We start from the raw sequence: 26903 nt of genomic DNA, 5'->3' as shown, positions 1-26903 counted from the left end.
TCACACAATCACACGCAGTGCACGGCGTACGCCTGTGAACCGAACGCTGGTGCGCAGCCCGAGGTGGTCGCCGTCCATCTGGAACGGAAGCGGCACCTTCGAATGCAAGGTGAAGTCCGTCAGATCGTGCAGAGACACCGCGTGCTTTCCGTGCGGGCCGCGCTCGGGAGTCGAGGTCAGGAGCTGTGTCGCGTAGCGCGCGACCGCCGGAGTTGACAAACGGTCCAGCGCCAACACGTCAAGTGCCGTGTCGAACGAGGCCTCCGGGGAGGCGTAAAGCGGCCGGTTGCCCAGGTATGTCCAGGGTGACGTGTTGCACACTATCGACAGGACCAGATTCGTCACCGGATCCGCGCCGGGCCGTTCCAGTGTCACCGTGCCGTGCCGGCGGTTGGGCTCTTCCCAGAACTGACGCATCAGCTGTCGCACGTACAGGGCATGGGTCGAACGCTTGCCCCGTTCCCGCTGCTGCTCCACGCGACCCACGACACCCGCGTCGAAGCCGAAGCCGGCGCAGAAGGTGAACCAGCGCGCCGGGACCGACTCGTCCTCCGTGCCCGGGGTGCCGGCCGCGAGCCCGAGGCCGACCGTCCGCTCGCGCCGCTCGCGCAGCGCGTCCAGCAGGGCCCCGGTCGCCTCGACCGCGTCATTGGGCAGCCCGAGCGCGCGGGCGAAGACATTGGTGGAGCCGCCGGGGACCACCGCGAGTCCGGGCAGCCGGTCCGGATCGGGTCCCTCGTGCAGCAGTCCGTTGACCACTTCGTTGACGGTGCCGTCACCGCCCAGGGCCACGACCAGGTCCACACCGGTCTCGGCCGCCCTGCGGCCCAGGTCCCGGGCGTGGCCGCGGTACTCGGTGGTGACCGCCTCCAGCTTCATCTCGCTGGCGAGCGCGTGGGTCAGGACGTCGCGCGTGCGCGCACTGGTCGTCGTCGCTGCTGGGTTGGCCACGAGGAGTGCACGCATGGGCGTCAGCCTACCGACCCGTTCGGACGCGGCCCATACTGGCCGTCCCCTTCGGGGCGGGAGGGGCGCGGCTACCCTGCTGGGGTGAGTACGAAGCCCAGCCCCACCGTGTCCGCCGTCCCCGTCCCGCTGCCCCGCCGGCTGACCGCGGCCGCCGCGCTGACCGCGCTGGAGGGGCTGGCCCTGGCCGGGCCCGGCGTCGCCGACCTCTACACGGCCGTCTTCGGCGGGGGCGACTCCCTGCAGGCCGCGACCGGCGGGGTCACCCTGCTCGTCCTGGCCGCGCTGCCGCTGGTCGCGGCGCGCGGACTGCTCCTGCGCCGCCGCTGGAGCCGCGGCCCGGCGCTGATCACCCAGCTGATGTCGCTGCCGGTCGCCTGGATGCTGTGGACCGCGGGAGGGTCGATGAGGATCGCCGCCGCGGCCCTGGCCCTGGCCGCGGTGGCCGTCACGGCCCTCCTGGTGAACCAGAAGGCCACCGAAGCGCTGGGCATCGGGCCCGCGGAACAGGCCCGATAGCCCCGGCGGGCCGCGCTGCTCCTCTTCGGAGACTCGCTCGGCCACTCCCCGGCTACTCCCCGGCTACTCCTCGACCAGGAGCTTCTCGCGGAGCTGGGCCAGGGTGCGGGCCAGCAGCCGGGAGACGTGCATCTGGGAGATGCCGACCTCCTGGGCGATCTGCGACTGGGTCATGTTGCCGAAGAACCGCAGCAGCAGGATCCGCTTCTCGCGCGGCGGCAGCCCTTCGAGCAGCGGCTTCAGGGACTCGCGGTACTCGACGCCTTCCAGCGCCTCGTCCTCGGAGCCCAGGGTGTCCGCGACCGCCGGCGACTCGTCGTCGGTGTCCGGGACGTCCAGCGAGAGCGTGCTGTAGGCGTTGGCCGATTCCAGGCCCTCCAGCACCTCCTCCTCGGAGATCCCCAGTCGTTCGGCCAGTTCGTGCACCGTGGGGGAGCGGCCGTGCTGCTGGGACAGTTCCGCCGTCGCCGTGGTCAGCGAGAGCCGCAGCTCCTGCAGGCGCCGGGGGACCCGTACGGCCCAGCCCTTGTCGCGGAAGTGGCGCTTGATCTCGCCGACCACCGTGGGCGTGGCGTACGTGGAGAACTCGACCCCGCGGTCCGGGTCGAAGCGGTCCACCGACTTGATCAGGCCGATGGTGGCCACCTGGGTCAGGTCGTCCAGCGGCTCGCCGCGGTTGCGGAAGCGCCGGGCCAGGTGTTCGACCAGCGGCAGGTGCATCCGTACGAGCCGGTTGCGCAGCTCCGCCTTCTCCGGCGAGCCGTCGGGCAGGGCCCGGAGCTCGATGAAGAGGGCCCGCGCGCCGCTGCGGTCGCGCGGATCCGGGAGCGGCAACGGCGCGGTGAACACCGGGGCCGCGAAGGCTCCGGGGGTGTCCGCGGCAGATGCGTCCGCGGACGGTGTGTCCGAGGCCGGGGTCACCGGCGGGGCCGTGGCAGCGGCCCCCGGTGGCTGGACCGGCAGTGTTTGGTCGTGCTGGTTCTCGCTCACAGGGCCCGCCCGTCGCTCCGCCGAGTCCAAAAAGCCGTTTTCCGCATCCGTGTCAGCCGGGTGCGGCCGGGCGTGCTGCTGCTCCGGAATGCCGCCGTCGACCTCGTGTCCTACCCGGGGCCGATCCCCGCCCCGCACCGGGACCTCCCCGCCGCTCACGCCGGGCCTGGTCCCGCGCCGCGCTGTTTGTAGAGGCTGATGCTCACCGTCTTGTTCTCCTCGACCGTGGCCTCGACCTTCCCGGCCAGCGCCGAGAGGACCGTCCACGCGAACGTGTCGCGCTCCGGTGCCCGGCCGTCGGTGGTCGGGGCGGAGACGGTCACCTCCAGCGAATCGTCCACCAACCGGAAGACGCAGCTGAGGACGGAGCCGGGCACGGCCTGCTGGAGCAGGATCGCGCAGGCCTCGTCCACCGCGATGCGGAGGTCCTCGATCTCGTCGAGGGTGAAGTCCAAACGTGCCGCGAGGCCGGCCGTGGCCGTCCGCAGCACCGACAGGTAGGCACCCGCAGCGGGCAGCCGGACTTCCACGAAGTCCTGGGTCCCGGGCTCGCCTGCGATCTGGGACACCCTCACCTCCAAGGTGGTACGAGCTGTGTTCGCCGGTGACGCTATCGCGATCCGGGCGATCGTGTCGCGGCACCCCTGTCGCAGGGTGCAGAACCCCTTTGAACCTAGCTGCACAGAGCCGGCCGAAAGGCCGCACCTGCGACCAGTGACTGATGGTAAGCCCATGGGGACGCACAGTGGCTAGAGGTCTGCGGGCCCAAATCAGGGGAACCGGCGGAGGGTTGATCTACCCCGGTTCAGACGATCGAACCGTCGACAAAACACCATCGCCAGGTCTCGCCCGGTTCGAAGCTGCGCATCACCGGATGTCCGGTCTCCCGGTGGTGCGCCGTGGCGTGCCGGTGCGGCGAGGAGTCGCAGCAGCCGACGTGCCCGCACCCCAGGCACATCCGGAGCTGGACGGGATGGCTGCCGAGTGCCAGACATTCGGGGCAGGTCTGGGCAAGCGGGACCGGCTCGGGGCGCGGCAGTTCGGGAACGTGGGTGCACTCGCTCATGATGGCCAGCGTACTGAGGTGCGGGCGCCCGGGATGACATGACTCAAGCGAGGATGATCTTCGATGGAGGTATTGCCGCTGGTGGCGCTGGTCGCCGGCTGTGCGGTCGTCGCGGGCCTGGCCCGCCGGACCCCGGTGCCGGCGCCGCTGCTGCTGGTCGCCGCCGGGCTGGCCGCGGCCTACGTGCCGGGCGTGCCGGAGTACGACCTGGACCCGCACATCGTGCTGCCGCTGCTGCTCCCGCCGCTGCTCTACACGGCGGCGGTGGACAGTTCGTACCTGGACCTGCGGGCGAACATCCGGCCCGTGGCGCTGCTCTCGGTGGGGTACGTGCTCTTCGCGACGGTCGCCGTCGGGTACGTGGCGTACCTGGCCGTGCCGGGGCTCTCGCTGCCGGTGGCGCTGGTGCTGGGGGCCGTCATCGCCCCGCCCGACGCGGTCGCGGCGACGGCCATCGCCCGCAAGCTCGGGCTGCCGAACCGGATCACGACCATCCTCCAGGGTGAGTCCCTGGTCAACGACGCCACCGCGATCACCGCGTACAAGGTGGCGCTGGCGGCGGCGGTCGGGGCGAGCGCCGGCTGGACGGACGGGATCCGGGAGTTCCTGGTGGCCTCGGTCGGCGGGGTCGCGATGGGTCTGCTGCTGATGGTCCCGATCCACGTCCTGCGCACCAAGCTGCGCGAACCGCTCCTGCAGAACACCCTGTCGCTGCTGATCCCCTTCGTGGCCTACGCGGCCGCCGAACGGGTGCACGCATCCGGTGTGCTGGCGGTCGTGGTGGTCGCGCTGTACCTCGGGCACCGCAACTGGCAGGTCGACTTCGCGACCCGGCTCCAGGAGGAGGCGGTCTGGAAGATGGTCGCCTTCATCCTCGAATCGGTGGTCTTCGCGCTGATCGGACTCCAGTTGCCGGTGGTGCTGAAGGGGCTGGGGGAGTACGAGGGCACGGCGGCGGCGGGCTACGCCGTGGTGGTGTTCCTCGTCGTGGTCGCGGCCCGCTTCGCGTGGGTCTTCCCGGCGACCTTCCTGCCGAGGTTCTCGCGGCGGATCCGGGCGCGCGAGCCGGAGACGAACTGGAAGGCCCCGGTCGTCGTGGGATGGGCGGGCATGCGGGGCGTGGTCTCGCTGGCGATCGCCTTCTCCGTGCCGATGAGCGTGCCGCACCGCAACCTGATCCTGTTCCTGACCTTCACCACGGTGATCGGCACGCTGGTGGTCCAGGGCCTGACCCTGCCGCCGCTGATCCGGCTCCTGCGGCTGCCGCCCAAGGACGCCCACGCCGAGACCCTGGCGGAGGCCCAGGCCCAGAGCGAGGCCTCGCGGGCGGCGGAGGACCGGCTGGCGGAACTCCTGGACTCCCCCGCGAACGCCCTCCCGCCCCCGCTGGCGGACCGGCTGCGCACGGTGCTGGAGCGGCGGCGCAACGCGGTGTGGGAGCGGCTGGGAGAGGTCAACGCGGTGACGGGGGAGTCCGCGGACGACGTCTACCGCCGCCTGGCGGGGGAGATGATCGCGGCGGAACGCGAGGTCTTCGTCTCCCTGCGCGACGCCCGCCGCATCGACGACGAAATGCTCCGGGCCCTGCTGCGCCGCCTGGACCTGGAGGAGGCGGCGGCGTACCGGGAGGAAGCGGGCTGACGGGGCGCGCGTCCTGACGGGCCGCGCGGCGCCCGGGCCGCGCCCGGAGGGCGGCCGCGGCTACGGGCGGCCCGTGACCACCGCCGCCAGGGTGGTGCCGCGCGGGAAGGCGCCCGCGCGGGTCAGGTCGAGCAGGGCCCACAGGAGCTTCGCCACGTAGATCCGCTCCACCGGCAGGCCGTGGCGGGACTCGAAGTCCGCCGCGAACTCCTCCAGCTCCGCGGGGACCCGGGCGTAGCCGCCGTGGGTGTAGCCCTCGGCCAGCGACCAGTCGCCGGCCGGACCGCCGAAGGCGGCCGTCTGGAGGGAACGTATCTCCGCCTCCAGGAAGCCGCCCCCGACCACCGGCACCCCCAGGGCCCGCTGCCCCGCGCCGAGGCCCGCCGCCAGCCCGGCCAGCGTGCCCCCGGTCCCGCAGGCCACCGCGGCCACGTCGCAGGCACCGGCCAGCTCGCGGCCCAGCTCGGCGCAGCCCTGCAGTGCGAGGGCGTTGCTGCCGCCCTCGGGGATCGCGTAGGCCCCCTCCGCGCCCGCCAGCGCGGGCAGCGCGGCCTTGTCCCGGTAGGCCGACCGGGTCACGAAGTGGAGCCGCATGCCGTCCGCCGCACACCGGGCCAGCGAGTCGTTCAGCGGCCGCCCCGCGAGTTCGTCGCCCCGTACGATCCCGACCGTGGCCAGCCCCAGCAGCCGGCCGGCCGCGGCGGTGGCCCGCAGGTGGTTGGAGTAGGCCCCGCCGAAGGTCACCAGCTCCGGGTACCCGCCCGCGACGGCGGCCCGCAGATTCGGCGCGAGCTTGCGCCACTTGTTGCCGGGCAGCTCCGGATGGACCAGGTCGTCCCGCTTGAGCAGCAGCCGTACGCCCCGCGCGGCGAACCGCTCGTCCGGGGCTTCGGTCAGCGGGGAGGGCGGGCGGGGCCGCAGGATCGGGGCCGGGTCGACTGGACGTTCCACCCGCCCATTGTGTGCCGAGGTGCGCCGGGTCCGCCCGCGCCGCCGATTCGCGGGCGGTGCGCCGGTGCCCAGGGGTTCTTCACTTGGTGCGGGGCATCGGTGATGATGGGCCGTCATATTTCATTGGTGGTGGGGGAATCGTGAGCAGTGACACGGGTTCGTTCGGCGTGGTCGGGCTCTTAGTCGTGGTCCTGGCCTATTTCATTCCGACGCTCGTCGCCTTCGGGCGGGGGGTGCCCAACAAGGGCTCCGTCCTCGTGATCAACCTGTTCCTCGGCTGGTCCGTGGTCGGCTGGGTGGTCGCGCTGGCCATGGCCGCGCGCAGCAGGTAGCGCCGGGGCGCCGGCTACTTCAGGCGCTCCTCGACGCGTGAGCGCATCGAGGCCATCGTGAAGCCCTTCGGGTCGATCTTGCCCGGGCGCCATTCCAGGTGGCCGATCACCGAGCGGGCCGTCCAGCCGTGGGCGCGGCACAGTGCGGCCGACGCACGGGCCATCGCGTCGAGCTGGGCGGCCGGCCAGGGGTCCTCGCCGTCGCCGAGGTTCTCGCACTCGAAGCCGTAGAAGTGGCGGTTGCCGTCGGTGTCCGCGTGCTGGTCGGGCGGGAGGCGCTTCTCCGCGATCACGGCCGCCAGCACGCCGGAGTCGCCCGCTCCGGCGTGGTTGGCGCGGCCGCGGCCGACCAGGTGGACCCGGCCGTCCTTGGTGATTACGCCGTGGCAGAGCGGGCCGGGGAGGTCCGGGCGGCCGTCGCGGCAGAGCTGGACGGTGTACGCGGTCCCGTGCGTGACGGTGTGGTGGAGCATCACGCCGTGCACCGGACCCCAGGGGCCCTTGTGGTCGCGGTTGTGGGTGCGCCAGCCGCCGACTTCGACGACCGTCAGGCCCTCGCCCCGCAGGGCGCCGATGAACCGGTTCGCGGACAGGGGTGCGGACATGACCGCCTCCTTGGCTGTGAGTAGCCGAATGGTTACCCAACGTTTAGTGGAGGCGGTCATTCCGTCGCAAGGGGCGCGCACCCGGCGCACGGTTCACGCCGAGGCGAGCCACAGGTCGGGGCCGAAGACCTCATAGGCGATGTCCGCGGGCGCCACGCCCTTGGCGATCAGCTGCTCGCGGGTCGCCCGCATGAAGGGGAGCGGGCCGCAGAGGTAGGCCTTGGTGCCCGGGGCGACCGGGACGGCGGTGAGGTCGAGGAGGCCCTCGTGGTCGCCGGGCTCGGCGCCGGCCTCGTACCAGAAGTGCGCGGAGGCGTCGGCGAGCTTGCCGGTCAGGTCCCGGTGGCCGGCGCGCAGGGCGTGATCGGCGGGGGAGCGGTCGGCGTGCAGGACGGTGACCGGGGCGGTGTGCGCGGTGTCGGCCAGGTGTTCCAGCATCGAGAGCATCGGGGTGCAGCCGATGCCGGCGGAGGCGAGGATCACCGGCGCGGCGGAGTCCTGGAGGACGAGGTCGCCGTAGGGGGTCGAGACGCGCAGGGCGTCCCCGGTGCGGATGTGGGCGTGCAGGTGGTTGGAGACCTCGCCGTCGGGCGCGGCGGCGGCCGGGCCGTGGACCCGCTTGACGGTGATGGAGCGGACGGGGGAGCCGGGGGCGCTGGAGAGGCTGTACTGGCGGATCTGGCGGGCGCCGTCGGGGAGTTCGACCTGGACGGAGACGTACTGGCCGGGCTTGAAGCCGGGCGCGGGGGCGCCGTCGGCCGGGGTCAGGTGGAAGGTGGTGCAGTCCGCGGTCTCCTCGACCCGGGCGGCGACCGTCCAGTCGCGCCAGACGTCTCCGGCCAGGACCCGCTGTTCGGCGTAGAGGCGCTCCTCGATGGTGATGAGGGCGTTCGCCATGAGCCAGTAGACCTCGTCCCAGGCCTCGGCGACCTCGGGGGTGACGGCCTCGCCGAGGATCTCCACGATCGCCTCGAAGAGGTGCTTGTGGACGATCGGGTACTGCTCGCGGGTGACGCCGAGGGAGGCGTGCTTGTGGGCGATGCGGTTCAGCATCACGTCGGGGCGGGTGTCCGGGTGGGCGACGAGGTGGGTGGCGAAGGCGGCTATGGAGCCGGCGAGGGCCTGCTTCTGGAGGCCGGCGTTCTGGTTGCCGCGGTTGAAGAGGTCGCGGATCAGCTCGGGGTGGGCCGCGAAGAGCTTCCGGTAGAAGAGCTCCGTGATCTCGCCGATGGCCGCACCGACGGCGGGCAGGGTGGCTCGTACGGTCGCGGTCGACTTCTCGGAAAGCATCGGTGACTCCTCGGGTCGTGGGTGGATCACATAAGTGGAATATGAGATACGCATTTATGGACGGGGGTATGGGCGTCCACAGGGATACGGATTTCTGTTCGAAGTGTCGGTGGACATCAGGCTATGCGGGTCGAGTGCCGGTGTGAACCGGCCATCCGGCCCCCGCCGTCAGGGCCTTCCGGCCCCCGGCGATCCGCCCGAAATGCCCAGCAGGAGCGGCCCGGTCGGAGCCGCGACCAGGTCGTTCACCGTCAGCGGGTCCAGGGAGGCGAAAAAGGCCTCCTGGGCCCGGCGCAGCGCCCCGCGCAGGACGCACGCGCTCCGCAGCGGGCACGGGACGGTGCCGTCGCAGTCCACGACGTCGCCGGCGCCCTCCAGTTCGCGGATCACCCCGCCCACCGAGGCGGCGCGCCCGGCGGGGGTCAGGGTGAGGCCGCCGCCGCGTCCGCGGCGGGCTTCGACCAGACCGAGATGCTGCAGCTTGGCGACCACTTTGGCGGTGTGGGTGTAGGGGACCTCCATGGTCGCCGCCACCTCGCGGGTGGTGGGGAGGTCCTCCTCCGCGACGGCCAGGCGCATCAGGACGCGCAGGGCGAGGTCGGTGAATCGGGTCAGCCGCATGGGTCCAGCGTAGAAAACTTGCATCCAGCGTGCAAATTTAATGGAGGCCCATCGCGCGGGATGGCCGAAACGGGTGGGGTCCAAGTGCCGTGTGGGGCGGGAGATGAACTCAAGACAGTGCCCAGCCACGAACGGAGTAGTCCCACCCTTTTGTGTAATGGTCCCACCACGTTCCGTGCTGAAAGGCTCCTCCCGCAGATTCATGGAGTGATCGAAGGGGAAAACATGTCGGTCCAGGCAGGTTCCGAATCCGAGACCCAGGCACCGCAGCGGAGTCTGGGAACCACGGCCGCGCGGAACTTGGCAACCACGACCAAGTCCGCGCCGCAGATGCAGGAGATCACCTCGCGGTGGCTCCTGAAGATGCTCCCCTGGGTGTCCGTCCAGGGCGGCACGTACCGGGTGAACCGGCGGCTGAGCTACTCCGTCGGCAACGGAATCGTGGAGTTCATCAAGACCGGCACGCAGGTGCAGGTGATTCCGGCCGAGCTGGGGGAGCTCCCGGTACTGCGCGACTACGACGACCCCGACGCGCTGGCCGAACTCGCCGCCCGCTGCCACCAGATCGACTTCGAGCCGGGCCAGGAGCTCACCTCCTTCGGCAGCCCCGCCGACAAGGTGTTCCTGCTCGCCCACGGCCGCATCGACCAGATCGGCCCCGGCCCGTACGGTGACGACGCCGTCCTGCAGACCGTCGCCGACGGGGCCTTCTTCGGCGAGGACGCCCTCGTCGACGAGGAGGCCATCTGGGAGTACACCGCCCGCGCCGCCACCGCCGGCACCGTGCTCGTCCTCTCCCGCCAGGACTTCCAGATCCTCGCCGACCGGGTGGACTCGCTGCGGGCGCACCTGGACTCCGTACGGGCCCTGCCGGAGCAGCGCACCAACAAGTACGGCGAGGCCGCGATCGACCTCTCCGCCGGACACCAGGGCGAGGCCGTGCTGCCGGGCACCTTCGTGGACTACGAGGCCAGGCCGCGCGAGTACGAACTCTCCATCGCCCAGACGGTCCTGCGCGTCCACACCCGCGTCGCCGACCTGTACAACCAGCCCATGAACCAGACCGAGCAGCAGTTGCGGCTCACGGTCGAGGCGCTGCGCGAGCGCCAGGAGCACGAGATGCTCAACAACCGCGACTTCGGCCTCCTGCACAACGCCGACTACGACCAGCGCATCCAGTCCCACGACGGGGCGCCCAGCCCCGACGACATGGACCAGCTGCTCAGCATGCGGCGCGGCTCCAAGTTCTTCCTGGCCCACCCCAAGGCCATCGCCGCCTTCGGCCGCGAGTGCAACAAGCGCGGGCTGTACCCGGAGTCGGTCGAGATCGGCGGTCACCGGGTGCCGTCCTGGCGCGGGGTCCCGATGTTCCCGTCCAACAAGATCCCGATCAGCGACGCCCGTACGACCTCCATCCTCTGCATGCGCACCGGCGAGGAGGAGTCGGGCGTGATCGGCCTGCACCAGCCCGGGATCCCGGACGAGATCGAGCCGAGCACCTCGGTGCGGTTCATGGGGATCAGCGAGCAGGCGATCATCTCGTACCTGGTCACCACCTACTTCTCCGCCGCGGTGCTGGTGCCGGACGCGCTCGGCGTCCTGGAGAACGTCGAGATCGCCCGCTGGCGCTGACCCGGCCGGCTCCGGCGCCGACGCCGGAGCGGAGGGCTCGAGTCAGACGGGGCGGGACGGGACAGGACGGGACGGAGCGCACACGCCATGTCGACCACTGAGGCGACCACCACCAGCGAGGGGCAGGAAGCCGCCGTCCTGCTGGAGCGGACCAGGGAAACGGTCCATCCGGAACTGCGCCGGGCCGTGGAGAGCCTGCCCGGCTCGATGCGGCACGTGGCGATGTACCACTTCGGCTGGGAGCACGAGGACGGCACCCCGGCCGCGGGCGGCACCGGCAAGGCCATCCGGCCCGCCTTGGTGCTCGCCGCCGCACAGGCCCTGCGGGGGGACGGGATGGCCGGGGAGGCCGTACGGGCGGCGGTGGCGGTGGAGCTGGCGCACAACTTCACGCTGCTGCACGACGACGTCATCGACAAGGACGTCCGCCGGCGCGGCCGGCCCACGGCCTGGACGGTCTTCGGGACCCCGGACGCGATCATCACGGGCGACGCCATGATGGCGCTCGCGCTGCGGCTGCTCGCGGAGGATCCGCATCCGGCCTCGGCGGCGGCCTCGGCGCGGCTCGCCGCCTGCATCGTCGAGCTGTGCGCGGGCCAGCAGGCGGACTGCGCCTTCGAGCAGCGCCGCAGCGTCTCCCTCGACGAGTGCCTGACCATGGCGACGGCCAAGACCGGAGCCCTGCTGGGCTGTGCGTGCGCGCTCGGCGCGCTGTACGCCGGGGCCGGACCGGACGAGGTCGACGCGATGGACGCCTTCGGCCGGGAGGCCGGGCTGGCGTTCCAGCTCATCGACGACCTGATCGGCATCTGGGGGGACCCCGGTCACACCGGCAAGCCCGCCGGAGCCGATCTGCTGGCCCGCAAGAAGTCCCTCCCGGTCGTGGCCGCCCTCACCTCGGGCACCCCGGCGGGGGAGGAACTGGCCGGGCTGTACGCGGGTCCCATGACCGGGGACGACGTGAACAGGGCGGCCGCCGCGGTGGAGCGGGCCGGCGGGCGGGACTGGGCGCAGGCCCATGCCGCCGACCGGATGGGGCGGGCGGTGCAGCAGCTGTCGCGGGCCGTCCCGGACCTCGGGGCGGCGGGCGGGCTGCTGGCGCTGGCGGAGTTCGTGACGCGGCGTACGAAGTGACCGCGTAGGGGAGACGGGTCCGCCGTCGACGAGGGGGAGGCCTGTTCCGGCACCGCACGGTGCCGGAACGGGCCTTTCTGCGTAGGTGGGGCAACTCTAGGATCACTCACGGTTGTTGACGCGTGAGTGATGTGAAGGGTGTGACCCATGGGGCTGGAGATACGTCAGGCCGGACCGTCGGACCGGGACGCCGTGGCGCGGCTGCTCGACGAGGCCTTCCGCAGTGATCCCGTGAGCAGCTGGGTGTTCCCGGACCCGGAGCACCGGGCCGCGGTGCACGCGAAGTTCCTCGGCGTCTTCGTGGACGTGGCGCTGGCCGAGGGCCGGATCGACTACGCGGCGGACGGCTCGGCGGCGGCGCTGTGGCTGCGGATCCCGGCGGCCGATCCGGAGGCCGGGCACGTCGAGGACGAGGTGCCGGCGAAGATGCGGGCCGTCGCCGACCCGGACAACGAGCGGTGCGAGCTGGTGGGCCGGCTCACCGGCGAGGTGCACCCGATGGCGGAGGAGCACGAGTACCTGCTGATGATCGCGGTCGCTCCCGGGCGGCAGGGCGAGGGGCTGGGCACGGAGCTGATCCGGCCGGTGCTGGAGCGCTGCGACCGCGAGGGCGTGCCGGCGTACCTGGAGGCGAGCAGCGAGCGCAGCAAGGGGCTGTACGAGCGGCTGGGCTGGCAGTTCACGGGCGAGGCCGTGCGGCTGCCCGAGGGGCCGCTGATGTGGCCGATGTGGCGCAAGCCGCAGTGACCGGTCCGGCGGGTCCTGCGGGCCCTGCCGGTTCTGCGGGTTCTGCCGGTCCGGCCGGTTCTGCGGGTCCGGCCTCCTTCGGTAACCCCTTGCGAGACCACTTCGTCTGAAGTACTTTGATCGACGTGCCTCGATGGGGGCGCACTGTCGAACGGAAGAGAATCGCTTGCGCAAGCTCACGTACTTCGTCGCCACGTCGGTCGACGGCTTCATCGGGGCCCCGGACGGCGACGCCGCATTCATCTACGGCCACCTCGACCGGGAGTTCATCGACCACCTCAAGGCCGAGTACCCGGAGACCATCTCCACCCCCGGGCGCGTCCAGCTGGGGATCGAGGACGCCGAACCCGGGCACTTCGACACGGTGCTCATGGGGCGCGGTACGTACGAGCCCGGCCGCAAAGAGGGCCTGACCAGCCCGTACGCGCACATGCGCGAGCAGTACGTCGTCTCGCGCTCGCTCACCGAGGCGCCCGACCCCGCGGTGCGGCTGATCGAGGGCGACCTGGTGGCCAAGGTCCGCGAGCTGAAGGCCGAGGAGGGGCTCGGCATCTGGCTGTGCGGCGGGGCGGACCTCGCGGGGCAGCTGATCGACGAGATCGACGCGTTCGTCGTCAAGACCTACCCGGTCTTCGTCGGCACCGGCATGCCGATGTCGCGCGCCGGATTCGGGGCGCGCCCGCTGGAGCTGACCGGGTTCAAGGTCCTCGGCGGCGGCCAGACCATCACCTCGTACGCCGTCAAGCGCTGACCCGCCGAACCGGCGAAACCGGCCTACCGTGGAGGTATGGCCGGTGAACAGCGGGACCAGCAGGCGCACGGGACGGTCGCCCCGCGGGCCGGGCACGACCAGCAGTCGTGCCCGGCCTGCGGGAGCCCCGTCGACACGATGGTCGGACGGCGCAAATCCCTCGGGATCTTCGTCCCGGTGTGGACCCCCGGTCCCTGCCGGAACCGGGAGTGCACGGCGTACGAGCCCGGGGCCGGCGGGTCCCGGACCGACGGGGCTTAGCCCTTCGCGTCCAGGCCGGACGCGACGAGGCCGTTCGCCCAGAGCTGGTTGACGCGCGAGCGCTCGGCGGAGTTCGGGTTGGGGTTCGTGCAGGAGGTGCCGGGGCCGCCGCCGGACATCAGCTCGCTGCACGGGCCCGAGTAGTGGTCCGGCAGTCCGAGCACGTGGCCGGTCTCGTGCGCGGTCACGCGGGTGGAGTTGTACTGCTGGTTCTGCCGGTAGTCCAGGAAGATGTAGCCCTGGCCGTGGCCGTTCGTGCTGGCGTAGGAACCGCGCGAGTCGTTGCCCTCGTAGTACGCGAAGTTCCCGCCCGAGGACACCTCCTGGAGCTTGACGTTGGCCACCGAGCTGTTCCATATCTGCGTGGAACGGGCGATCTGGGTGCGGAAGCTCGGCGCGTTGCGGGTGTTGTAGGTGACGGTCACCGCCGCCAGGCCCGGGGTGGCGGCGCGCTGCTCCGCCACCGAGCGCTGCACGGCCTCGAAGAAGGCGCGGTTGGCGGCCTGGTTCTCCTTCGACTGCTCGTACGCGGCGTACGTGGCCGGGCTGCCGGCGCCCGGGGAGGCCGAGGCGGTGGTGCCCGGGACGACGGCGCCGAGGACGGCGGCGACGCCGAGGCCGACGGCGGACAGAGTGGTCTTGCGGGAGTGGCGCATGTGGGGGACTCCTGCTCATCCGGTGCGGTGGGGGGTCGTTCGGTACCGGAGTCTGCGGGAGCGGAAGGGGTCGGCGGATGATGTCAGGACCCGATAGCGCCGAGTTATCGGGGAGATTTCGGAAGCCCAACTACCGTGAGAATGGCGGGATTCGAGGGGATACCGGTTACTGGTGCGGTCGGCTCGGCCCGGCCTACCCTCGGGGCATGGAGCTTGAGGTCAGGCACCTGCGCGCCCTGTGCGCCATCGCCGACGCCGGCAGCCTGCACAAGGCCGCGCGGCAGCTCGGCGTGAGCCAGCCCTCCCTGACGACCCAGCTGCGGCGCATCGAACGGGCCCTGGACGGGGAGCTGTTCCTGCGCGAGCGCACCGGATGCAGGCCGACTCCCTTCGGGCGCACGATACTCGGGCGGGCGCGGCCGCTGCTGGCCGAGATGGCCGCCCTGGTCGCGGAGGCCCGGTCGCTGTCCCAGGGGCCCCGGCTGCGGATCGGTTCGACGGCCAGCCGCGCCCTGCCCGGCTGGCTGCGGCGGCTGCACCGGCGGCTGCCCGACACGGAGACCGATCTGATGGTCGACGTGTCCGCCAACGCGCTGCTGCGGATGACGGCTTCGGGCCGGCTCGACGTCGCCTTCGTGCACGAGGTGGAGGGCAGCCCGCTGCGGGTGCCGGCCGGGCTGGAGTTACGGGTGCTGATGGAGCGCGAACCGCAGTTCGTGTCCATGTCCCGGGACCATCCCGCGGCGGCGCGGGCCGTGGTGGAGCTGCGGGACCTCGCCGCCGACCGGTGGACCGTGGACCCGTCGGTGGACGGCGAGTGGGACGGCCTGCGCCGGGTCCTCGCGGGGGCCGGCCTCGACCCGCCGCTGCTGCACGCCGATTACCACACGGCCACCTCGCTGATCGTCTCCGGCGAGGCCGTCGCCCCCTGCCAGCCCACCTCCGGACCGCGCGAGGACATGGCGATCCGCCCGCTCTCGGGCGACCCGCTCGCCGTACGCCTCCTCCTCGCGACCCGCCCCGGGGTGCAGGCGCAGATGTCCGAGGGGGTCTACGAGGACCTCCGCGCGGCCTACCGCGAAGCGGCCCTGGGGACTCCGCCTTACCGCGCCTGGCTGGCGCGCAACGCCAGCCCGCTGCTGGCGGCGTAGGGGCCCGGCAAGATCCGAAAGAGGCGGCCTAGACCCGGCGGCGGGCCCGGTCGTAGGCCAGGGCGGCCGCGCCGTGGGCCACCAGGACGGTGCCCGCGGCCAGCCAGCCCGGGCTGCGGCGGCGGGCCGCCCACAGCATCAGGGGGGCTCCGGCGGCCAGTTGGGCGGCGCCCGCCAGACGCGCCTTGGGGCCCCGGAGCCACGGGCCCAGGGGGCTGTCCTCGACCACCGCGAGCTCCGCCCGCACCGTGTCGCGCCAGCCCGCCCACTCCACCCGCTCCGCCGCCGGGGCGACCCGGGCCGCCTCGCGCAGCCGGTCGGCCGGTTCCCCCGGGTTCAGGCCGGCGGGCAGCGCCAGCCCCGCGCGGGCCAGCAGCGCGATGACGCCGAGCAGCCGGGACGCGCCGTCGGCCGCCGGGTCGGGGCGGGTGAGGCGCTCCAGTTCCTCCAGGTCCAGGACCGGGTCGAGCCCGAGCCGCGCCGCGAGCACCCGCATGGTGTCGGGATCCGGCTCGCCGTGCGGACGGCCCTCCGCGTCCCATGCGTAGGCCGCGGACCGGCGGAAGCCGGATGAGAGGACGAAGCCGGTCCGGCCCTCCTCCCACCACAGGCTCAGCACCGGCCAGTTGGAGCTCAGTGCGACCGCCGCGCCCCATCCCGCCAGGACTTCGGCCACGGATTCCGCTCCGCCGAGCCAGGGCTTGGCCTCGGGCACCAGCACGCTCCACTCGCCGGCCGGGGCCAGCAGCAGGCGTTCGCGCAGGATGTGCGCGGCGGGTCGGGCGGCGAGGGGTTCGGCGCGGCAGAGCAGCAGGCCGCCCGCCGTGGTCTGGGAGATCGACATGCCCACACGCTAAGCCAAACCAGCCCAAACTGATGATTTTGGATCATCCGGACGGCCTTGACTTCCCGCAACCGCGATATATCGTGTTGGGCAGAAGACGCGATATGTTGCGTGCAGGGACGCCGAGGAGGGCCAGCACCATGCCAGAGGCAGCGCAGAATCCGCAGAGTCCGCCGCAGGTCTGGTCGGTCGCCGGACCGCAGAAGCTCAGCTTCGAGGAGCCGGTGACCGAGGTCCGCGTCCGGGTGGTCGGCGGCACGGTCAACGTCGTCGCCGCGGCCGACGACGGCCCGGCCCGGCTGGAGGTGTCCGAGGTCGACGGCCCGCCCCTGCACGTGGTGCAGGAGGGCGGCATCCTGACCGTCTCCTACGAGGACCTCCCCTGGAACGGTTCCCAGGGGTTCAAGGAGTGGTTCGACGCCAAGCCCTGGAAGACCTGGTCCTCCGCTGGTTTCGGCCGCAAGGCCTGGGAGCGCAGCGCGACCGTGACCCTCACCGTCCCGGCCGCCGCCCGCGTCCAGCTGGCCAGGGTCGGCGCCACGGTCTTCGTCTCCGGCATCGAAGGCGGCACGGACATCCACGGGGTCTCCGGCGAGACCACGCTCGTCGGCCTCTCCGGCAAGGTCAAGGCGCACACGGTCTCGGGCGGGGTCGAGGCCCAGTCCGTGAGCGGCGAATTCGGCTTCCACTCGGTGTCCGGCGGCCTGACGGTCGTGGACGGCGCCGTGGGCAACGTACGGGCCGACTCGGTCAGCGGGGACATGCTGATCGACCTGGCCCTCGACGACCGGCTCGAGCCGCGACCGGTCGACATCTCCCTCACCTCCGTATCCGGGCAGGTCGCCATCCGCCTCCCGCACCCGGCCGACGCCCGCGTCGAGGCCAACACCGCCACCGGCGGCGTCTCCAACGCCTTCGAGGACCTCCAGGTCTCCGGCCAGCTGGGCGCCAAGCGGATCACCGGCACCCTGGGCGCCGGCGCCGGCACGCTGCGCGCCACCACGGTCTCCGGTTCCATCGCGCTGCTGCGCCGCCCGGCCACGGACGCGGCCGCCCCGGCCGCCCCCCTCGCGCTCGACAAGAAGGTGCTCTGACATGCCGCCCGTCTTCGCCCACGGCCGCCTCCGCCTCTACCTCCTCAAGCTGCTCGACGAGGCCCCGCGCCACGGGTACGAGGTGATCCGGCTGCTGGAGGAACGTTTCCAGGGGCTGTACGCACCCTCCGCGGGCACGGTGTACCCGCGCCTGGCGAAGCTGGAGACCGAGGGCCTGGTCACGCACGCGACCGAAGGCGGGCGCAAGGTGTACTCGATCACCGACGCGGGCCGCGCCGAACTGGCCGACCGCGGCGGCGAACTGGCCGACCTGGAGCTGGAGATCCGTGACTCGGTCTCCGAGCTGGCCGCCGAGATCCGCGCCGACGTGAGCGGCGCGGCGGGCGATCTGCGGCGCGAACTGCGGGCCGCGGCCAGCGCGTCGGCCACGCAGGTGGAGGGCGAGTCCTGGACGGCCGCCAAGGAGGAGTTCCGCAAGGCGAAGGCCGAGTGGAAGGAACAGGCGCGCCGGGCGAAGGACGAGAGCCGCCGGGCCCGCGAGGAGGCCCAGCAGGCGCGCCGGCAGGCCAAGGAGGCGCAAGAGCGGGCGCGCGAGGAGGTCCAGCGCATCGCCGGCCAGTTGCAGGAGCAGTTCGCGAAGTCGGGCGGGGTCCTGGGCAGCCTGGCGGGAGCCTGGCTCGGCGGCTCCGGCTCGCCGACGGCTCCGTCCGATCCGACGGCTCCGTCCGCTCCCTCGGCTCCGTCCGCTCCCTCGGCTCAGGCGGCCGCCCCGGACACGGACTGGGCGCGTGACGTACCGCCGACGGGGGACCCGGCCCGCGACCTGGACCGGCTGCTGGACCGTTTCCGCGACGACATCCGCGACGCGGCCCGTGACCGGGGGATCGGCGAGGACCAGCTGGCGCAGGCCCGTGCCCACCTGGCGGAGGCGGCCGCCCGCATCGCCACGGCCCTCGGGCCGCAAGGCTAGGTCGTCTCCGCACAAGCCGAAGGGGCGGCCAGGGCCGCCCCGTCCGGATTCCTCGCCGCGGCCGACCCCTGTACGGCCGCGGCGAGGCGGTTCAGCGCGCGGAGCCCGCGCGGCGCATCCGGGCGGCGAGCAGGAGACCCGCGCCGGCGACGAGCGCCGTGCCGCCGCCGACCGCGATCAGGGTGGAGTCGTCGGCGCCGGTGGAGGCGAGGGGCGGGGTGGCGCCGCCCTGGGGAGTGACGGCGTTGTTGCCGCCGCCGGTTCCGGAACCGGAGCCGGGATCCGAGCCGGCGCCGGGGGCGTTCTCGTCCTGCTCGCCCTTCCCCTGCTCCTGCTGCTCTTCCCCGGCCTTCTTGTCCTTGGCGCGCGCCTCGTGTTGGCCCGTCTTCAGGAACGCGGTGCGGTCGGCGGCGGTACCCGCCAGCGCGGCGCGGCCGGCCTTGACCAGCTCCGGGCCCGCACCGCCACCATTGATGATCTTCATGATCTCGACGCGGTTGTCCTGGTCGCGCAGCTCGTACTGGGTCACTTCGAGGAAGTGGCGCAGCTCGGCCGGGGTCGCGGAACCACCGAGGATCTTGCTGATGGCCCCGCTCAGCAGGGGGCCGTCCCAGGCCTCGTCGATGCGGGCGAGCTCGGCCCGGTCGTCGGCGGCCTGTGCGAGGTACTGCCCCGTCTTCAGGAAGGCGATGCGGTCGGCGGGCGTGCCCTTCAGGGCCTTCTTCCCCGCTTCCCGCACGGCGGGGCCGCCGATGCCGACGATCCGGGAGATGTCGACCTTGTTGTCTTCGTCGCGCAGTTCGTGCTGGGTGACCTCGTAGAAGTGGCGCAGCTCGTCCAGGGTCGCGCCGCTCCGCATGATCTCCTTGATCCCGCCCATCAGGCCGGGGCCGGCCTCGTTCGCCAGGCGGCTGATGAGGACCCGGTAGTCGTCGCGGCGGATGACGTACTGGTCGGTCTCGATGAACGTGCGCATCGCCGCCGGGCCGTCGGCGATGGCCTTGTTGCCGGCTTCCTTCATGTCATCGCCGGCCATCGGGTCGGCGATGATCGCGAGGATGGTCCTGCGGTCCTGCTCGGCCTGGTCCGCGCCGTCTTGGTCCTCCCCGGCCGGGCCGCCCGCGCTCCGGCCGGGTGCGGCCGGAGCCGTCATGTCGACGGACGCGGCGGACCCCTGGCCGGTGGCGAAGGCCGGGGACGCGAGCAGGACCGCCGGAGCCAGCGCGGCAGTGGTGATCGCGGCGGCGATACGGGACAGCTTCACGGACAACCCCCGGCAGGAAACGTTCTTTCGCAGCTCAAGACTGACAAGCCGGGCCGATGGTTGTACGAGGCCGAGAAGAAGCCGGAGGGGCTGTGCCCGCTCCTCAAGCCGTCAGGGCCGCCTCGGCGCCCGCGTAGGTGACCCCGTGGTCCGCGAGGACCTCGGCGGGCGTACCGGGGCGGGAGAGGAGGGCGAGGAGCAGGTGGAGGGTGGAGATGTGGCGCTCCTTGCGGCCCAGGGCGATCCGCAGGGACTGCTCCAGGACCTTCTTGGCGCCCGGGGAGAAGCGGGTGCGGCCGGCGCGGCCGCGCGGGGCCGGGTCCGCCAGGGCGCCCTCGCCGTGGGTCTCCTCGACGCGGGAGACGATCTCGGTGAGGTCGATGCCGAGCCCCGCGAGGGCTTCCTCGTCCGCCTTGGACATGCCGCCCCGGCGGCGGGCCGTCGCCAGGTCGGCGCCGACCACGGCCCGGTCGACGCCCAGCGGGTCGAGCGTGCCCAGGGAGAGCAGGGCGAGCAGCAGGTGCTCCTCGCCGACGCGCTGCGCCCCGGTCCGCTCGGCCTCGGCGACCGCGCCCGTCACGGTGGAGCGGGCGTCCTGGGTGAAGCGTTCGAACATCAGAGCCTCCCGTGCTTCTTGTGTACGGCCTGCCGGCTGACGCCCAGCTCGGCCGCGATCTCCTGCCAGGACCAGCCCTGTGCGCGGGCCCCGCGTACCTGTACGGCTTCCAGTTGCTCCAGCAGTCGCCGGAGGGCGGCCACGGCACGCAGGCCCACGCGCGGGTCACGGTCACCGGCGCGTGCCGCCAGATCGGTAGCTTCGGTCATGGGTGTCAATGTAGGTTGACGAACGGGAGGGCGTCAACCCACATTGACATCGGGGGCGCCGGACGCGGAGCGATGCGGCGCGGAGCGGCGTGGTGCCGAGCGGAGCGCTAGACGGTGAGGACGACCTTGCCGAACAGGTCGCCCGATTCCAGCTTCTCGAAGCCCTCGCGGGCCCGGTCCAGCGGCAGGGTCTCGTCGATCACCGGGCGGACGCCGGTCGCGGCGCAGAAGGACAGCAGGTCCTCCAGCTCGTCCTTCGAGCCCATCGTGGAGCCGACCACCTTGAGCTCCAGGAAGAAGATCCGGGTCAGCTCGGCGTGCGCCGGGCGGTCCCCGCTGGTGGCGCCCGAGATGACCAGGGTGCCGCCGGGGCGCAGGGACTTCACCGAGTGCGACCAGGTGGCGGCGCCGACCGTCTCGATGACCGCGTCGACCCGCTGGGGGAGCCGCGCGCCGGGCTCGTAGGCCTCCACGGCGCCCAGCTCGACCGCGCGCTTGCGCTTGGCCTCGTCGCGGCTGGTCGCGAAGACCCGCAGGCCGGCCGCCTTGCCGAGGGCGATGGCCGCGGTGGCCACCCCGCCGCCCGCGCCCTGGACCAGGACGGAGTCGCCGGGGCGGACGCCCGCGTTGGTGAAGAGCATGCGGTACGCGGTGAGCCAGGCGGTGGGCAGGCAGGCGGCCTGCTCGAAGGAGAGCTCCGCGGGCTTGCGCAGGACGTTCCAGGCGGGGACGCTGACCTGCTCGGCGAAGGTGCCCTGGTAGCGCTCGGTCAGGATCGAGCGGGGCTCGTCGGGGCCCACTCCGTGGCCGCTCTGGCCGATGACGGAGTGCAGGACGACCTCGTTGCCGTCCTGGTCGATCCCGGCGGCGTCGCAGCCGAGGATCATGGGGAGCTTGTCCTCCCCGAGACCGACCCCGCGCAGCGACCACAGGTCGTGGTGGTTGAGGGAGGCGGCCTTGACGTTCACGGTCACCCAGCCGGGGCGGGCCTGCGGTGCGGGGCGTTCGCCCAGCACGAGGCCGTTCAGCGGCTGGTCACGGTCGATTCGGGCGGCGTAGGCAGCGAACATGGCCGCGAGGCTACCGGGCGGTAGCCCTGGGATCCAGGCCCCGCCCCGCCCGGCGGCCGGGCCGGGCCGGGCTGGGGCGGGGCGGACGCGAGCGAGGCCCGGCCGAATGGTTCGGCCGGGCCCCGCTTCGTACGGCTGGTGCGGTGCCTACGCCAGGCGGGCCACGCCGTCGGCCTTGGCCGCCGCGGCGACCGCGGCCGTGACGGCCTCGGCGACGCGGGCGTCGAACGGCGAGGGGATCACGTAGTCGGCGGCGAGCTCGTCACCCACGACGCCGGCGATGGCGTCGGCGGCGGCGATCTTCATGCCCTCGGTGATCCGGGTCGCGCGGACCTTCAGCGCACCCGCGAAGATGCCGGGGAACGCCAGCACGTTGTTGATCTGGTTCGGGAAGTCCGAGCGGCCCGTGGCCACGACCGCCGCGTACTTGTGCGCGACGTCGGGGTGGACCTCGGGGTTCGGGTTGGCCATGGCGAAGACGAAGCAGTCCTTCGCCATCGTCGCCACCGCGGCCTCGGGGACCGTACCGCCGGAGACGCCGATGAAGACGTCCGCGCCGACGAGGGCGCTCTCCAGGGAACCGGTCTGGCCGGTCTTGTTCGTCAGGCCCGCGATCTCCGCCTTGACGTCCGTCAGGTCGGAGCGGTCGGCGGAGACGACGCCCTTGCGGTCGGTGACGCACACGTCGCCGATGCCCGCGTCCACGAGGATCTTGGCGATCGCGATGCCCGCGGCACCGGCGCCCGAGATCACGGCGCGCAGGTCGGCGAGGGTGCGACCGGTGAGCTTCGCGGCGTTGCGCATGGCGGCCAGCGTCACGATGGCCGTGCCGTGCTGGTCGTCGTGGAAGATCGGGATGTCCAGCGCCTCCTGGAGGCGGCGCTCGATCTCGAAGCAGCGGGGCGCCGAGATGTCCTCCAGGTTCACCCCGCCGAAGGACGGCGCGAGGCGGATCACGGTCTCGATGATCTCGTCCGTGTCCTTGGTGGCGAGCGCGATCGGAACCGCGTCGACGCCACCGAACTGCTTGAAGAGAATGGCCTTGCCCTCCATCACGGGGAGGGAGGCCTCGGGCCCGATGTCACCGAGTCCGAGCACGGCCGTACCGTCGGTGACGACGGCGACCACGTTGGACTTCCAGGTGTACTCGTTCACGAGCTCCGGCTGCTCGGCAATGGCGCTGCAGACCTTCGCAACGCCGGGCGTGTACGCCAGGGACAGGTCGTCCTTGTTGTGGACCGGCACGGTGGCCACGATGGCCATCTTGCCGCCCCGGTGCAGCGCGAACACAGCATCCGGGTTGTTGTCCGTCACGCTGTCGCTGCGAGGATTGACGATCTCCGCTGCCACTGTCTTAACCCCTTATGTCTTTGAATCGTTGAGGGTGGCCACTCCTTGTTAAGGGGTGGGCGGGCACCGCGTCCGTCTTCTTGGCGACGGTTGTAGGTCCGTCTCCGCGAAGGGGAGGTTCGTACGCGCGGGCGCGCCGCACGCGCGCCCTGAGCCCCGGATGAGGGGTGTAAGGATCTGTTCTACCCGAAGAACACTCACCCAGACGAGTCGATTCCCGCTCAAGTGTCAGGCCCTTGTCCCGGTTTTGGCGAAAAGTCCAAACCTCTCTGTCCGATGGGCGAGACGCGCCGTAAATCATGCGGCAAAAGGCCCAGGTCACGGCTGTTCGTGCGGCTCTGAGGGGCCTTGTCCGCAGTCCTGTTGGGTACGAAGCGGCTGCCGTTATCCGATTTTGACCTGACGGGCTGCCTGAATGACTCAGTCCGAATGGCAAGATGCCCCTAATCACACAAGGTCGCGACACTCGATGGGGCGTGCCCGACCGCATTTCGACGCTTTCCACCTGCCGGAGGAACCAGCTCATGACCGCAAGCACCACCCGCCGTACGACCGCCGCACGGTCCCGGATCGCCGCGGTCGGCGCGATCGCGGTCGCCGGCGCCCTGATCCTCACCGGCTGTGGAGACCAGACCGAGAAGAAGGGGTCCGGGGACGCCACCAAGTCCAACGCCGCCCCCCTCTTCTCCGCCCTGCCGAAGAAGATCCAGGACGCGGGCGTCATCAAGGTCGGCACGGACGCGGCGTACGCGCCGATGGAGTTCACCGAGGGCGGCAAGATCGTCGGTGTCGACCCCGACATCGCCGAGGCCCTGGGCAAGCAGCTCGGTGTGAAGTTCGAGTTCGCCTCGGGCAGCTTCGACGGTCTGATCACCTCGATCTACACCGGCCGCCAGGACGCGATCATGTCCTCCATCACGGACAACGAGAAGCGTCAGAAGGGCCTCGACGACGACGGCAAGCAGATCGGCAAGGGGATCGACTTCGTCGACTACTTCTCCTCCGGCGTCTCGCTCCTCGTCAAGAAGGGCAACCCGCAGGGCGTCAAGTCCCTGGACGACCTCTGCGGCAAGACGGTCGCCGTCCAGCGCGGCACGACGTACGAGGACACCTTCAAGGCCCAGGCCACGAAGTGCGGTGACAAGAAGCTCACGATCGAGGCCTTCGACACCGACGCCGAGGCCCAGACCCGCGTCAAGGCCGGCGGCGCCGTGGCCGACCTGAACGACTTCCCCATCGCCGCGTACGCCGCGAAGACCTCCGGCGGCGGCAAGGACTTCGAGGTCGCGGGCCAGCAGTCCGACGTCGGCCTCTTCGGCATCGGCGTCAGCAAGGAGAACACCCAGCTGCGCGACGCCCTCAAGCAGGCCCTCGACGCGATCATCAAGGACGGCTCCTACGCCAAGGTCCTGGAGAAGTGGAACGTCAAGGACAGCGCCGTGCAGTCGGCGACGGTCAACGCAGGCAAGTGACCCGTGCGGACCGGGGGCGCCCACGCCCCCGGTCCCTGGTTCCTGAGCTCCACTGAAGGGCAGTCATCGTGACTGACAAGATCGACAAGGATCCGGCCGCGACCCCGCCCGCCGGACCCGGCGCCTCGGGTACCCCGTACGAGGCCATCAAGGCAATCCCCGTGCGGCACTACGGCCGCTGGATCAGCGGCGCGGTCGTCGTCGTCCTGCTGGGCTGGCTCGTCTACGCCTTCTCCCAGGGCAACGTGATCTGGGGGACGGTCGGGGACAAGCTCTTCGACCCCTCGATCATCGCGGGCCTCGGCAACACCGTGATCATCAGCGTGTCCGCGATGGCGCTGGGCCTCGTGCTCGGCATCCTCTTCGCGGTCATGCGCCTCTCGAAGAACCCGGTGACGAACACCGTCGCGTGGCTCTACATCTGGTTCTTCCGCGGCACCCCGGTCTACGTACAGCTGCTGGTGTGGTTCAACCTGTCGCTGATCTTCCAGTACGTGAACCTCGGCCCGATCTACAAGCAAGAGACCGTCGAACTGATGACCCCGTTCATGGTCGCGCTCCTGGGCCTCGGCCTGAACGAGGGCGCGTACATGGCGGAGATCGTCCGTGCGGGCATCCAGTCCGTCGACGAGGGCCAGAGCGAGGCCTCGCACGCACTGGGCATGACCCAGACGCAGACCATGCGCCGCGTGGTGCTCCCGCAGGCGATGCGCGTGATCATCCCGCCGTCGGGCAACGAGTTCATCAACATGCTGAAGACCTCGTCCCTGGTCTCCGCCGTGCAGTACACCGAACTCCTGCGGGCCTCGTCGAACATCGGCTCCACGGCCGGCGCCATCATGGAGATGCTGTTCGTCGCCTCCATCTGGTACCTGGCCCTGACCAGCGTGTTCAGCGTCGGCCAGTACTACCTGGAGCGCCGCTACGCCCGCGGGTCGCTGCGTTCCCTGCCGCCCACGCCGTTCCAGCGGCTCAAGGCCAACCTGAACATGTTCCGCCGTACGGAGGTGGCGAAGTGACCGCCCAGCCGATGGTCAAGGCCGAGGCCGTCCACAAGTCGTACGGCCCCGCCCACATCCTGCGGGGAATCGACCTCGAGGTCGCCCCCCGCGAGGTGTTCTGCCTGGTCGGCCCGTCCGGCTCCGGCAAGTCCACCTTCCTGCGCTGCATCAACCACCTGGAGCGCATCAACGCCGGCCGGCTCTCGGTCGACGGCCAGCTGGTCGGCTACCGCGAGAAGGCCGGAAAGCTCTACGAGCTGAAGGACAGCGAGGTCGCGGCCCAGCGCCGGGACATCGGCATGGTCTTCCAGCGCTTCAACCTCTTCCCGCACATGACGGCCATCGAGAACGTCATGGAAGCCCCGGTCATGGTCAAGGGCGAGAGCAAGTCCGTCGCCCGGGCGCGCGCCGTCAAGCTCCTGGACCGCGTCGGCCTCGGCGACAAGGGCGGGAACTACCCCACCCAGCTCTCCGGCGGCCAGCAGCAGCGCGTGGCCATCGCCCGCGCGCTGGCCATGGAGCCGAAGCTGATGCTCTTCGACGAGCCCACCTCGGCGCTCGACCCTGAGCTCGTCGGCGACGTCCTCGACGTCATGCGGGACCTGGCCGAGTCGGGCATGACCATGATCGTGGTCACCCACGAGATGGGCTTCGCCCGCGAGGTCGGCGACAACCTCGTGTTCATGGACGGCGGTGTCGTGGTCGAATCCGGCCACCCCCGCGAGGTCCTGGGCAACCCGCAGCACGACCGCACCAAGGCCTTCCTCTCGAAGGTCCTGTAAGGGCGGCGGCGCTCCACGCGTGAGGGGCGGTACGGATCCCCGTACCGCCCCTCACGCATGCCCGGCCCGCGCGCGGGCCGGGGCCTACTTCAAGGCCAGCACCAGTCCGTCGGAGGGCGAGCGCCAGACCGTACGGGCCTCCGCGAAGCCGGCGTCGCGCAGCGTGGCCGCGTGCCAGGAATCCGGCGGGGTGTCGCCGTCGGCGTGCTCCCCGTAGATCTCGAAGCGGGCCTTGGTGGGCTCGGCGAGCGCCGGGTCGGCGGCCGCGAGCTCCCACCATTCGCGCCAGTCCAGGGCCCCGCCCGCCTTCGCCCGGTCCATGCCGGCGTGCCGGTGGGCGCGCTCGGCGGCGTTGATCCGGGGGGTGGCGGGGTCGGGCATGTGGTCGGCGTTCATGAACACCCCGCCGGGGCGCAGCAGGGGCGCGAGCTGCCCGTACAGGACGGCGAGGTCCTCGCTGGGCAGCCAGTGCAGGGCGGTGGCCGTCAGGACGGCGTCGAAGGAGCCCGCCGGGAGGGCCGCGCGCCAGTCGGGGTCCTTGAGGTCGGCCGTCACGAAGGTGACGCGGGGGTCGCCGGCGAAGTGGCCGCGGGCGATCGTCAACAGCGCGGGGTCGAGGTCGACGCCCGTACTGGTGGATTCCGGGAACCGCTTGAGGACGCGGTCCGTGATACTTCCCGTACCGCACGCGAGATCGAGGACCCGGGGGGCGGTGCCGACCAGCGCCTCCACCATGTCCAGCATCACCCGGAACCGTTCCTCGCGGTCCGGCATGTACCACTCCTGCTGCCGGTCCCAGCTGTCCTGCCAGGCCTGCCAGGCCTGCCGGTCGGGCGAAGCCGTACCGGAGCGTGCCGCGGTGCCGGAGTGAGTCGTTTCCGCCACGAATGCCTCCATGCGTAATACCCTCGAACATGTCTCAGTCGTTACCCGAGACACTAATCCGCAGCCGTAAGG

30 protein-coding genes are annotated in these 26903 nt (G+C 71.8%); 14 read left to right on the top strand and 16 right to left on the bottom strand.

The features are described from left to right. Complete coding sequence (locus tag ACFYYB_RS14460; RefSeq protein ID WP_389435577.1) at positions 1-966, bottom strand: diacylglycerol/lipid kinase family protein; 966 nt, start codon at positions 964-966, stop codon at positions 1-3. A gap of 84 nt (positions 967-1050) precedes the next feature. On the opposite strand from ACFYYB_RS14460, the gene ACFYYB_RS14455 reads away from it, so the two are divergent. Next, positions 1051-1485 (top strand): hypothetical protein, encoded by a 435-nt coding sequence (locus ACFYYB_RS14455; RefSeq protein ID WP_389435576.1) that lies wholly within the window; start codon positions 1051-1053, stop codon positions 1483-1485. A gap of 63 nt (positions 1486-1548) precedes the next feature. On the opposite strand, the gene ACFYYB_RS14450 is transcribed toward ACFYYB_RS14455, so the two are convergent. The 3 genes from ACFYYB_RS14450 to ACFYYB_RS14440 form a co-directional block, all read right to left on the bottom strand. Further along, on the bottom strand, positions 1549-2634 hold the full coding sequence (locus ACFYYB_RS14450) for an RNA polymerase sigma factor SigF (RefSeq protein WP_389435575.1): 1086 nt from the start codon (positions 2632-2634) through the stop codon (positions 1549-1551). Beyond that, positions 2631-3044 carry an anti-sigma regulatory factor gene (locus tag ACFYYB_RS14445; RefSeq protein WP_214949331.1) on the bottom strand — a complete coding sequence of 138 codons (414 nt, stop codon included), beginning with the start codon at positions 3042-3044 and terminating at the stop codon, positions 2631-2633. The genes ACFYYB_RS14450 and ACFYYB_RS14445 overlap by 4 nt, the downstream gene beginning before the upstream one ends. Positions 3045-3280: 236 nt before the next feature. After that, complete coding sequence (locus tag ACFYYB_RS14440) at positions 3281-3541, bottom strand: UBP-type zinc finger domain-containing protein (protein ID WP_383952157.1); 261 nt, start codon at positions 3539-3541, stop codon at positions 3281-3283. 63 nt (positions 3542-3604) lie between these two features. On the opposite strand from ACFYYB_RS14440, the gene ACFYYB_RS14435 reads away from it, so the two are divergent. Beyond that, the gene (locus tag ACFYYB_RS14435) at positions 3605-5182 is read left to right on the top strand and encodes a Na+/H+ antiporter (protein WP_389435573.1); all 1578 of its coding nucleotides are present in this window, start codon (positions 3605-3607) and stop codon (positions 5180-5182) included. Between the two features lie 60 nt (positions 5183-5242). On the opposite strand, the gene ACFYYB_RS14430 is transcribed toward ACFYYB_RS14435, so the two are convergent. Next, positions 5243-6133 (bottom strand): 1-aminocyclopropane-1-carboxylate deaminase/D-cysteine desulfhydrase, encoded by an 891-nt coding sequence (locus ACFYYB_RS14430; protein WP_389435572.1) that lies wholly within the window; start codon positions 6131-6133, stop codon positions 5243-5245. A gap of 140 nt (positions 6134-6273) precedes the next feature. Here ACFYYB_RS14430 and ACFYYB_RS14425 point away from each other — a divergent pair, with 140 nt between their 5' ends. After that, positions 6274-6465, top strand: coding sequence for a superinfection immunity protein (locus tag ACFYYB_RS14425; protein ID WP_389435571.1), 192 nt, complete (start codon positions 6274-6276; stop codon positions 6463-6465). 14 nt (positions 6466-6479) lie between these two features. On the opposite strand, the gene ACFYYB_RS14420 is transcribed toward ACFYYB_RS14425, so the two are convergent. The 3 genes from ACFYYB_RS14420 to ACFYYB_RS14410 all read right to left on the bottom strand — a co-directional run bounded on the left by ACFYYB_RS14420 (position 6480) and on the right by ACFYYB_RS14410 (position 8981). Beyond that, positions 6480-7070: an N-acetylmuramoyl-L-alanine amidase gene (locus ACFYYB_RS14420; RefSeq protein WP_389435570.1), complete on the bottom strand. Its 591-nt coding sequence runs from the start codon at positions 7068-7070 to the stop codon at positions 6480-6482. Between the two features lie 93 nt (positions 7071-7163). Continuing rightward, positions 7164-8360: a globin domain-containing protein gene (locus tag ACFYYB_RS14415; protein ID WP_389435569.1), complete on the bottom strand. Its 1197-nt coding sequence runs from the start codon at positions 8358-8360 to the stop codon at positions 7164-7166. Positions 8361-8528: 168 nt separating this feature from the next. Continuing rightward, on the bottom strand, positions 8529-8981 hold the full coding sequence (locus ACFYYB_RS14410) for an Rrf2 family transcriptional regulator (RefSeq protein ID WP_327304609.1): 453 nt from the start codon (positions 8979-8981) through the stop codon (positions 8529-8531). Positions 8982-9206: 225 nt separating this feature from the next. Between ACFYYB_RS14410 and ACFYYB_RS14405 the strand changes: the two genes are divergently transcribed. The 5 genes from ACFYYB_RS14405 to ACFYYB_RS14385 all read left to right on the top strand — a co-directional run bounded on the left by ACFYYB_RS14405 (position 9207) and on the right by ACFYYB_RS14385 (position 13506). After that, positions 9207-10613 carry a family 2B encapsulin nanocompartment shell protein gene (locus ACFYYB_RS14405; protein ID WP_389435566.1) on the top strand — a complete coding sequence of 469 codons (1407 nt, stop codon included), beginning with the start codon at positions 9207-9209 and terminating at the stop codon, positions 10611-10613. 87 nt (positions 10614-10700) lie between these two features. Then, entirely contained in the window at positions 10701-11747 is a 1047-nt protein-coding gene (locus ACFYYB_RS14400) for a family 2 encapsulin nanocompartment cargo protein polyprenyl transferase (protein ID WP_389435565.1), read from the top strand. A 147-nt stretch (positions 11748-11894) separates the two neighbouring features. Next, a complete protein-coding gene (locus ACFYYB_RS14395) occupies positions 11895-12494 on the top strand; it encodes a GNAT family N-acetyltransferase (protein WP_389435563.1) in 600 nt (199 codons plus the stop codon). Positions 12495-12660: 166 nt separating this feature from the next. Next, positions 12661-13245, top strand: a complete 585-nt coding sequence (locus ACFYYB_RS14390; RefSeq protein WP_389435561.1) for a dihydrofolate reductase family protein — start codon at positions 12661-12663, stop codon at positions 13243-13245. 36 nt (positions 13246-13281) lie between these two features. Then, positions 13282-13506 (top strand): hypothetical protein, encoded by a 225-nt coding sequence (locus tag ACFYYB_RS14385; protein ID WP_389435559.1) that lies wholly within the window; start codon positions 13282-13284, stop codon positions 13504-13506. Here ACFYYB_RS14385 and snpA read toward each other — a convergent pair. Continuing rightward, positions 13503-14162, bottom strand: a complete 660-nt coding sequence (gene snpA, locus ACFYYB_RS14380) for a snapalysin (protein WP_389435557.1) — start codon at positions 14160-14162, stop codon at positions 13503-13505. The genes ACFYYB_RS14385 and snpA overlap by 4 nt on opposite strands. Positions 14163-14368: 206 nt before the next feature. Here snpA and ACFYYB_RS14375 point away from each other — a divergent pair, with 206 nt between their 5' ends. After that, positions 14369-15313, top strand: coding sequence for a LysR family transcriptional regulator (locus ACFYYB_RS14375; RefSeq protein ID WP_389435555.1), 945 nt, complete (start codon positions 14369-14371; stop codon positions 15311-15313). A 28-nt stretch (positions 15314-15341) separates the two neighbouring features. Here ACFYYB_RS14375 and ACFYYB_RS14370 read toward each other — a convergent pair whose 3' ends face one another. Further along, positions 15342-16151, bottom strand: a complete 810-nt coding sequence (locus ACFYYB_RS14370; RefSeq protein ID WP_389436199.1) for a hypothetical protein — start codon at positions 16149-16151, stop codon at positions 15342-15344. A 146-nt stretch (positions 16152-16297) separates the two neighbouring features. On the opposite strand from ACFYYB_RS14370, the gene ACFYYB_RS14365 reads away from it, so the two are divergent. Then, positions 16298-17251: a DUF4097 domain-containing protein gene (locus ACFYYB_RS14365; protein WP_389435553.1), complete on the top strand. Its 954-nt coding sequence runs from the start codon at positions 16298-16300 to the stop codon at positions 17249-17251. Between the two features lies 1 nt (position 17252). Further along, complete coding sequence (locus ACFYYB_RS14360; protein ID WP_389435551.1) at positions 17253-18182, top strand: helix-turn-helix transcriptional regulator; 930 nt, start codon at positions 17253-17255, stop codon at positions 18180-18182. Between the two features lie 91 nt (positions 18183-18273). Here ACFYYB_RS14360 and ACFYYB_RS14355 read toward each other — a convergent pair whose 3' ends face one another. The 5 genes from ACFYYB_RS14355 to ACFYYB_RS14335 all read right to left on the bottom strand — a co-directional run bounded on the left by ACFYYB_RS14355 (position 18274) and on the right by ACFYYB_RS14335 (position 22691). After that, positions 18274-19446, bottom strand: coding sequence for an ALF repeat-containing protein (locus ACFYYB_RS14355; RefSeq protein WP_389435549.1), 1173 nt, complete (start codon positions 19444-19446; stop codon positions 18274-18276). A 103-nt stretch (positions 19447-19549) separates the two neighbouring features. Beyond that, positions 19550-20062, bottom strand: a complete 513-nt coding sequence (locus ACFYYB_RS14350) for a Clp protease N-terminal domain-containing protein (RefSeq protein WP_389435547.1) — start codon at positions 20060-20062, stop codon at positions 19550-19552. Continuing rightward, positions 20062-20271 (bottom strand): helix-turn-helix domain-containing protein, encoded by a 210-nt coding sequence (locus ACFYYB_RS14345; RefSeq protein WP_266881092.1) that lies wholly within the window; start codon positions 20269-20271, stop codon positions 20062-20064. Before ACFYYB_RS14345 ends, ACFYYB_RS14350 begins: the two co-directional genes overlap by 1 nt. Before the next feature lie 107 nt (positions 20272-20378). Beyond that, positions 20379-21341: a zinc-binding dehydrogenase gene (locus ACFYYB_RS14340; RefSeq protein ID WP_389435545.1), complete on the bottom strand. Its 963-nt coding sequence runs from the start codon at positions 21339-21341 to the stop codon at positions 20379-20381. 147 nt (positions 21342-21488) lie between these two features. Next, positions 21489-22691 (bottom strand): NADP-dependent malic enzyme, encoded by a 1203-nt coding sequence (locus tag ACFYYB_RS14335; RefSeq protein ID WP_389435543.1) that lies wholly within the window; start codon positions 22689-22691, stop codon positions 21489-21491. Positions 22692-23215: 524 nt separating this feature from the next. Here ACFYYB_RS14335 and ACFYYB_RS14330 point away from each other — a divergent pair. From ACFYYB_RS14330 to ACFYYB_RS14320, 3 genes are all read left to right on the top strand, one after another. Continuing rightward, positions 23216-24163, top strand: a complete 948-nt coding sequence (locus ACFYYB_RS14330) for an ABC transporter substrate-binding protein (protein WP_389435541.1) — start codon at positions 23216-23218, stop codon at positions 24161-24163. A 68-nt stretch (positions 24164-24231) separates the two neighbouring features. Beyond that, on the top strand, positions 24232-25182 hold the full coding sequence (locus tag ACFYYB_RS14325; RefSeq protein WP_389435539.1) for an amino acid ABC transporter permease: 951 nt from the start codon (positions 24232-24234) through the stop codon (positions 25180-25182). Between the two features lie 11 nt (positions 25183-25193). Next, entirely contained in the window at positions 25194-25946 is a 753-nt protein-coding gene (locus ACFYYB_RS14320; protein ID WP_389436198.1) for an amino acid ABC transporter ATP-binding protein, read from the top strand. Positions 25947-26030: 84 nt separating this feature from the next. Here the strand turns inward: ACFYYB_RS14320 and ACFYYB_RS14315 are convergent, their stop codons facing one another. Further along, entirely contained in the window at positions 26031-26843 is an 813-nt protein-coding gene (locus tag ACFYYB_RS14315) for a methyltransferase domain-containing protein (protein WP_389435537.1), read from the bottom strand. Positions 26844-26903 lie beyond the last annotated feature (60 nt).

This window comes from Streptomyces sp. NPDC002886 (assembly GCF_042888445.1).
GTDB lineage: Bacteria > Actinomycetota > Actinomycetes > Streptomycetales > Streptomycetaceae > Streptomyces.
Note: the sequence above shows the minus strand (reverse complement) of the source record. Positions and strands in the feature narration are given on the sequence as shown.

Bases quoted from the DNA above. Each gene is read 5' to 3' on its own strand.
- ACFYYB_RS14460 (WP_389435577.1), bottom strand. From the start codon at position 966: ATGCGTGCACTCCTCGTGGCCAACCCAGCAGCGACGACGACCAGTGCG.
- ACFYYB_RS14440 (WP_383952157.1), bottom strand. From the start codon at position 3,541: ATGAGCGAGTGCACCCACGTTCCCGAACTGCCGCGCCCCGAGCCGGTC.
- ACFYYB_RS14435 (WP_389435573.1), top strand. From the start codon at position 3,605: ATGGAGGTATTGCCGCTGGTGGCGCTGGTCGCCGGCTGTGCGGTCGTC.
- ACFYYB_RS14420 (WP_389435570.1), bottom strand. From the start codon at position 7,070: ATGTCCGCACCCCTGTCCGCGAACCGGTTCATCGGCGCCCTGCGGGGC.
- ACFYYB_RS14415 (WP_389435569.1), bottom strand. From the start codon at position 8,360: ATGCTTTCCGAGAAGTCGACCGCGACCGTACGAGCCACCCTGCCCGCC.
- ACFYYB_RS14410 (WP_327304609.1), bottom strand. From the start codon at position 8,981: ATGCGGCTGACCCGATTCACCGACCTCGCCCTGCGCGTCCTGATGCGC.
- ACFYYB_RS14405 (WP_389435566.1), top strand. From the start codon at position 9,207: ATGTCGGTCCAGGCAGGTTCCGAATCCGAGACCCAGGCACCGCAGCGG.
- ACFYYB_RS14400 (WP_389435565.1), top strand. From the start codon at position 10,701: ATGTCGACCACTGAGGCGACCACCACCAGCGAGGGGCAGGAAGCCGCC.
- ACFYYB_RS14395 (WP_389435563.1), top strand. From the start codon at position 11,895: ATGGGGCTGGAGATACGTCAGGCCGGACCGTCGGACCGGGACGCCGTG.
- ACFYYB_RS14385 (WP_389435559.1), top strand. From the start codon at position 13,282: ATGGCCGGTGAACAGCGGGACCAGCAGGCGCACGGGACGGTCGCCCCG.
- snpA (WP_389435557.1), bottom strand. From the start codon at position 14,162: ATGCGCCACTCCCGCAAGACCACTCTGTCCGCCGTCGGCCTCGGCGTC.
- ACFYYB_RS14375 (WP_389435555.1), top strand. From the start codon at position 14,369: ATGGAGCTTGAGGTCAGGCACCTGCGCGCCCTGTGCGCCATCGCCGAC.
- ACFYYB_RS14365 (WP_389435553.1), top strand. From the start codon at position 16,298: ATGCCAGAGGCAGCGCAGAATCCGCAGAGTCCGCCGCAGGTCTGGTCG.
- ACFYYB_RS14360 (WP_389435551.1), top strand. From the start codon at position 17,253: ATGCCGCCCGTCTTCGCCCACGGCCGCCTCCGCCTCTACCTCCTCAAG.
- ACFYYB_RS14350 (WP_389435547.1), bottom strand. From the start codon at position 20,062: ATGTTCGAACGCTTCACCCAGGACGCCCGCTCCACCGTGACGGGCGCG.
- ACFYYB_RS14345 (WP_266881092.1), bottom strand. From the start codon at position 20,271: ATGACCGAAGCTACCGATCTGGCGGCACGCGCCGGTGACCGTGACCCG.
- ACFYYB_RS14340 (WP_389435545.1), bottom strand. From the start codon at position 21,341: ATGTTCGCTGCCTACGCCGCCCGAATCGACCGTGACCAGCCGCTGAAC.
- ACFYYB_RS14330 (WP_389435541.1), top strand. From the start codon at position 23,216: ATGACCGCAAGCACCACCCGCCGTACGACCGCCGCACGGTCCCGGATC.
- ACFYYB_RS14320 (WP_389436198.1), top strand. From the start codon at position 25,194: ATGGTCAAGGCCGAGGCCGTCCACAAGTCGTACGGCCCCGCCCACATC.
- ACFYYB_RS14315 (WP_389435537.1), bottom strand. From the start codon at position 26,843: ATGGAGGCATTCGTGGCGGAAACGACTCACTCCGGCACCGCGGCACGC.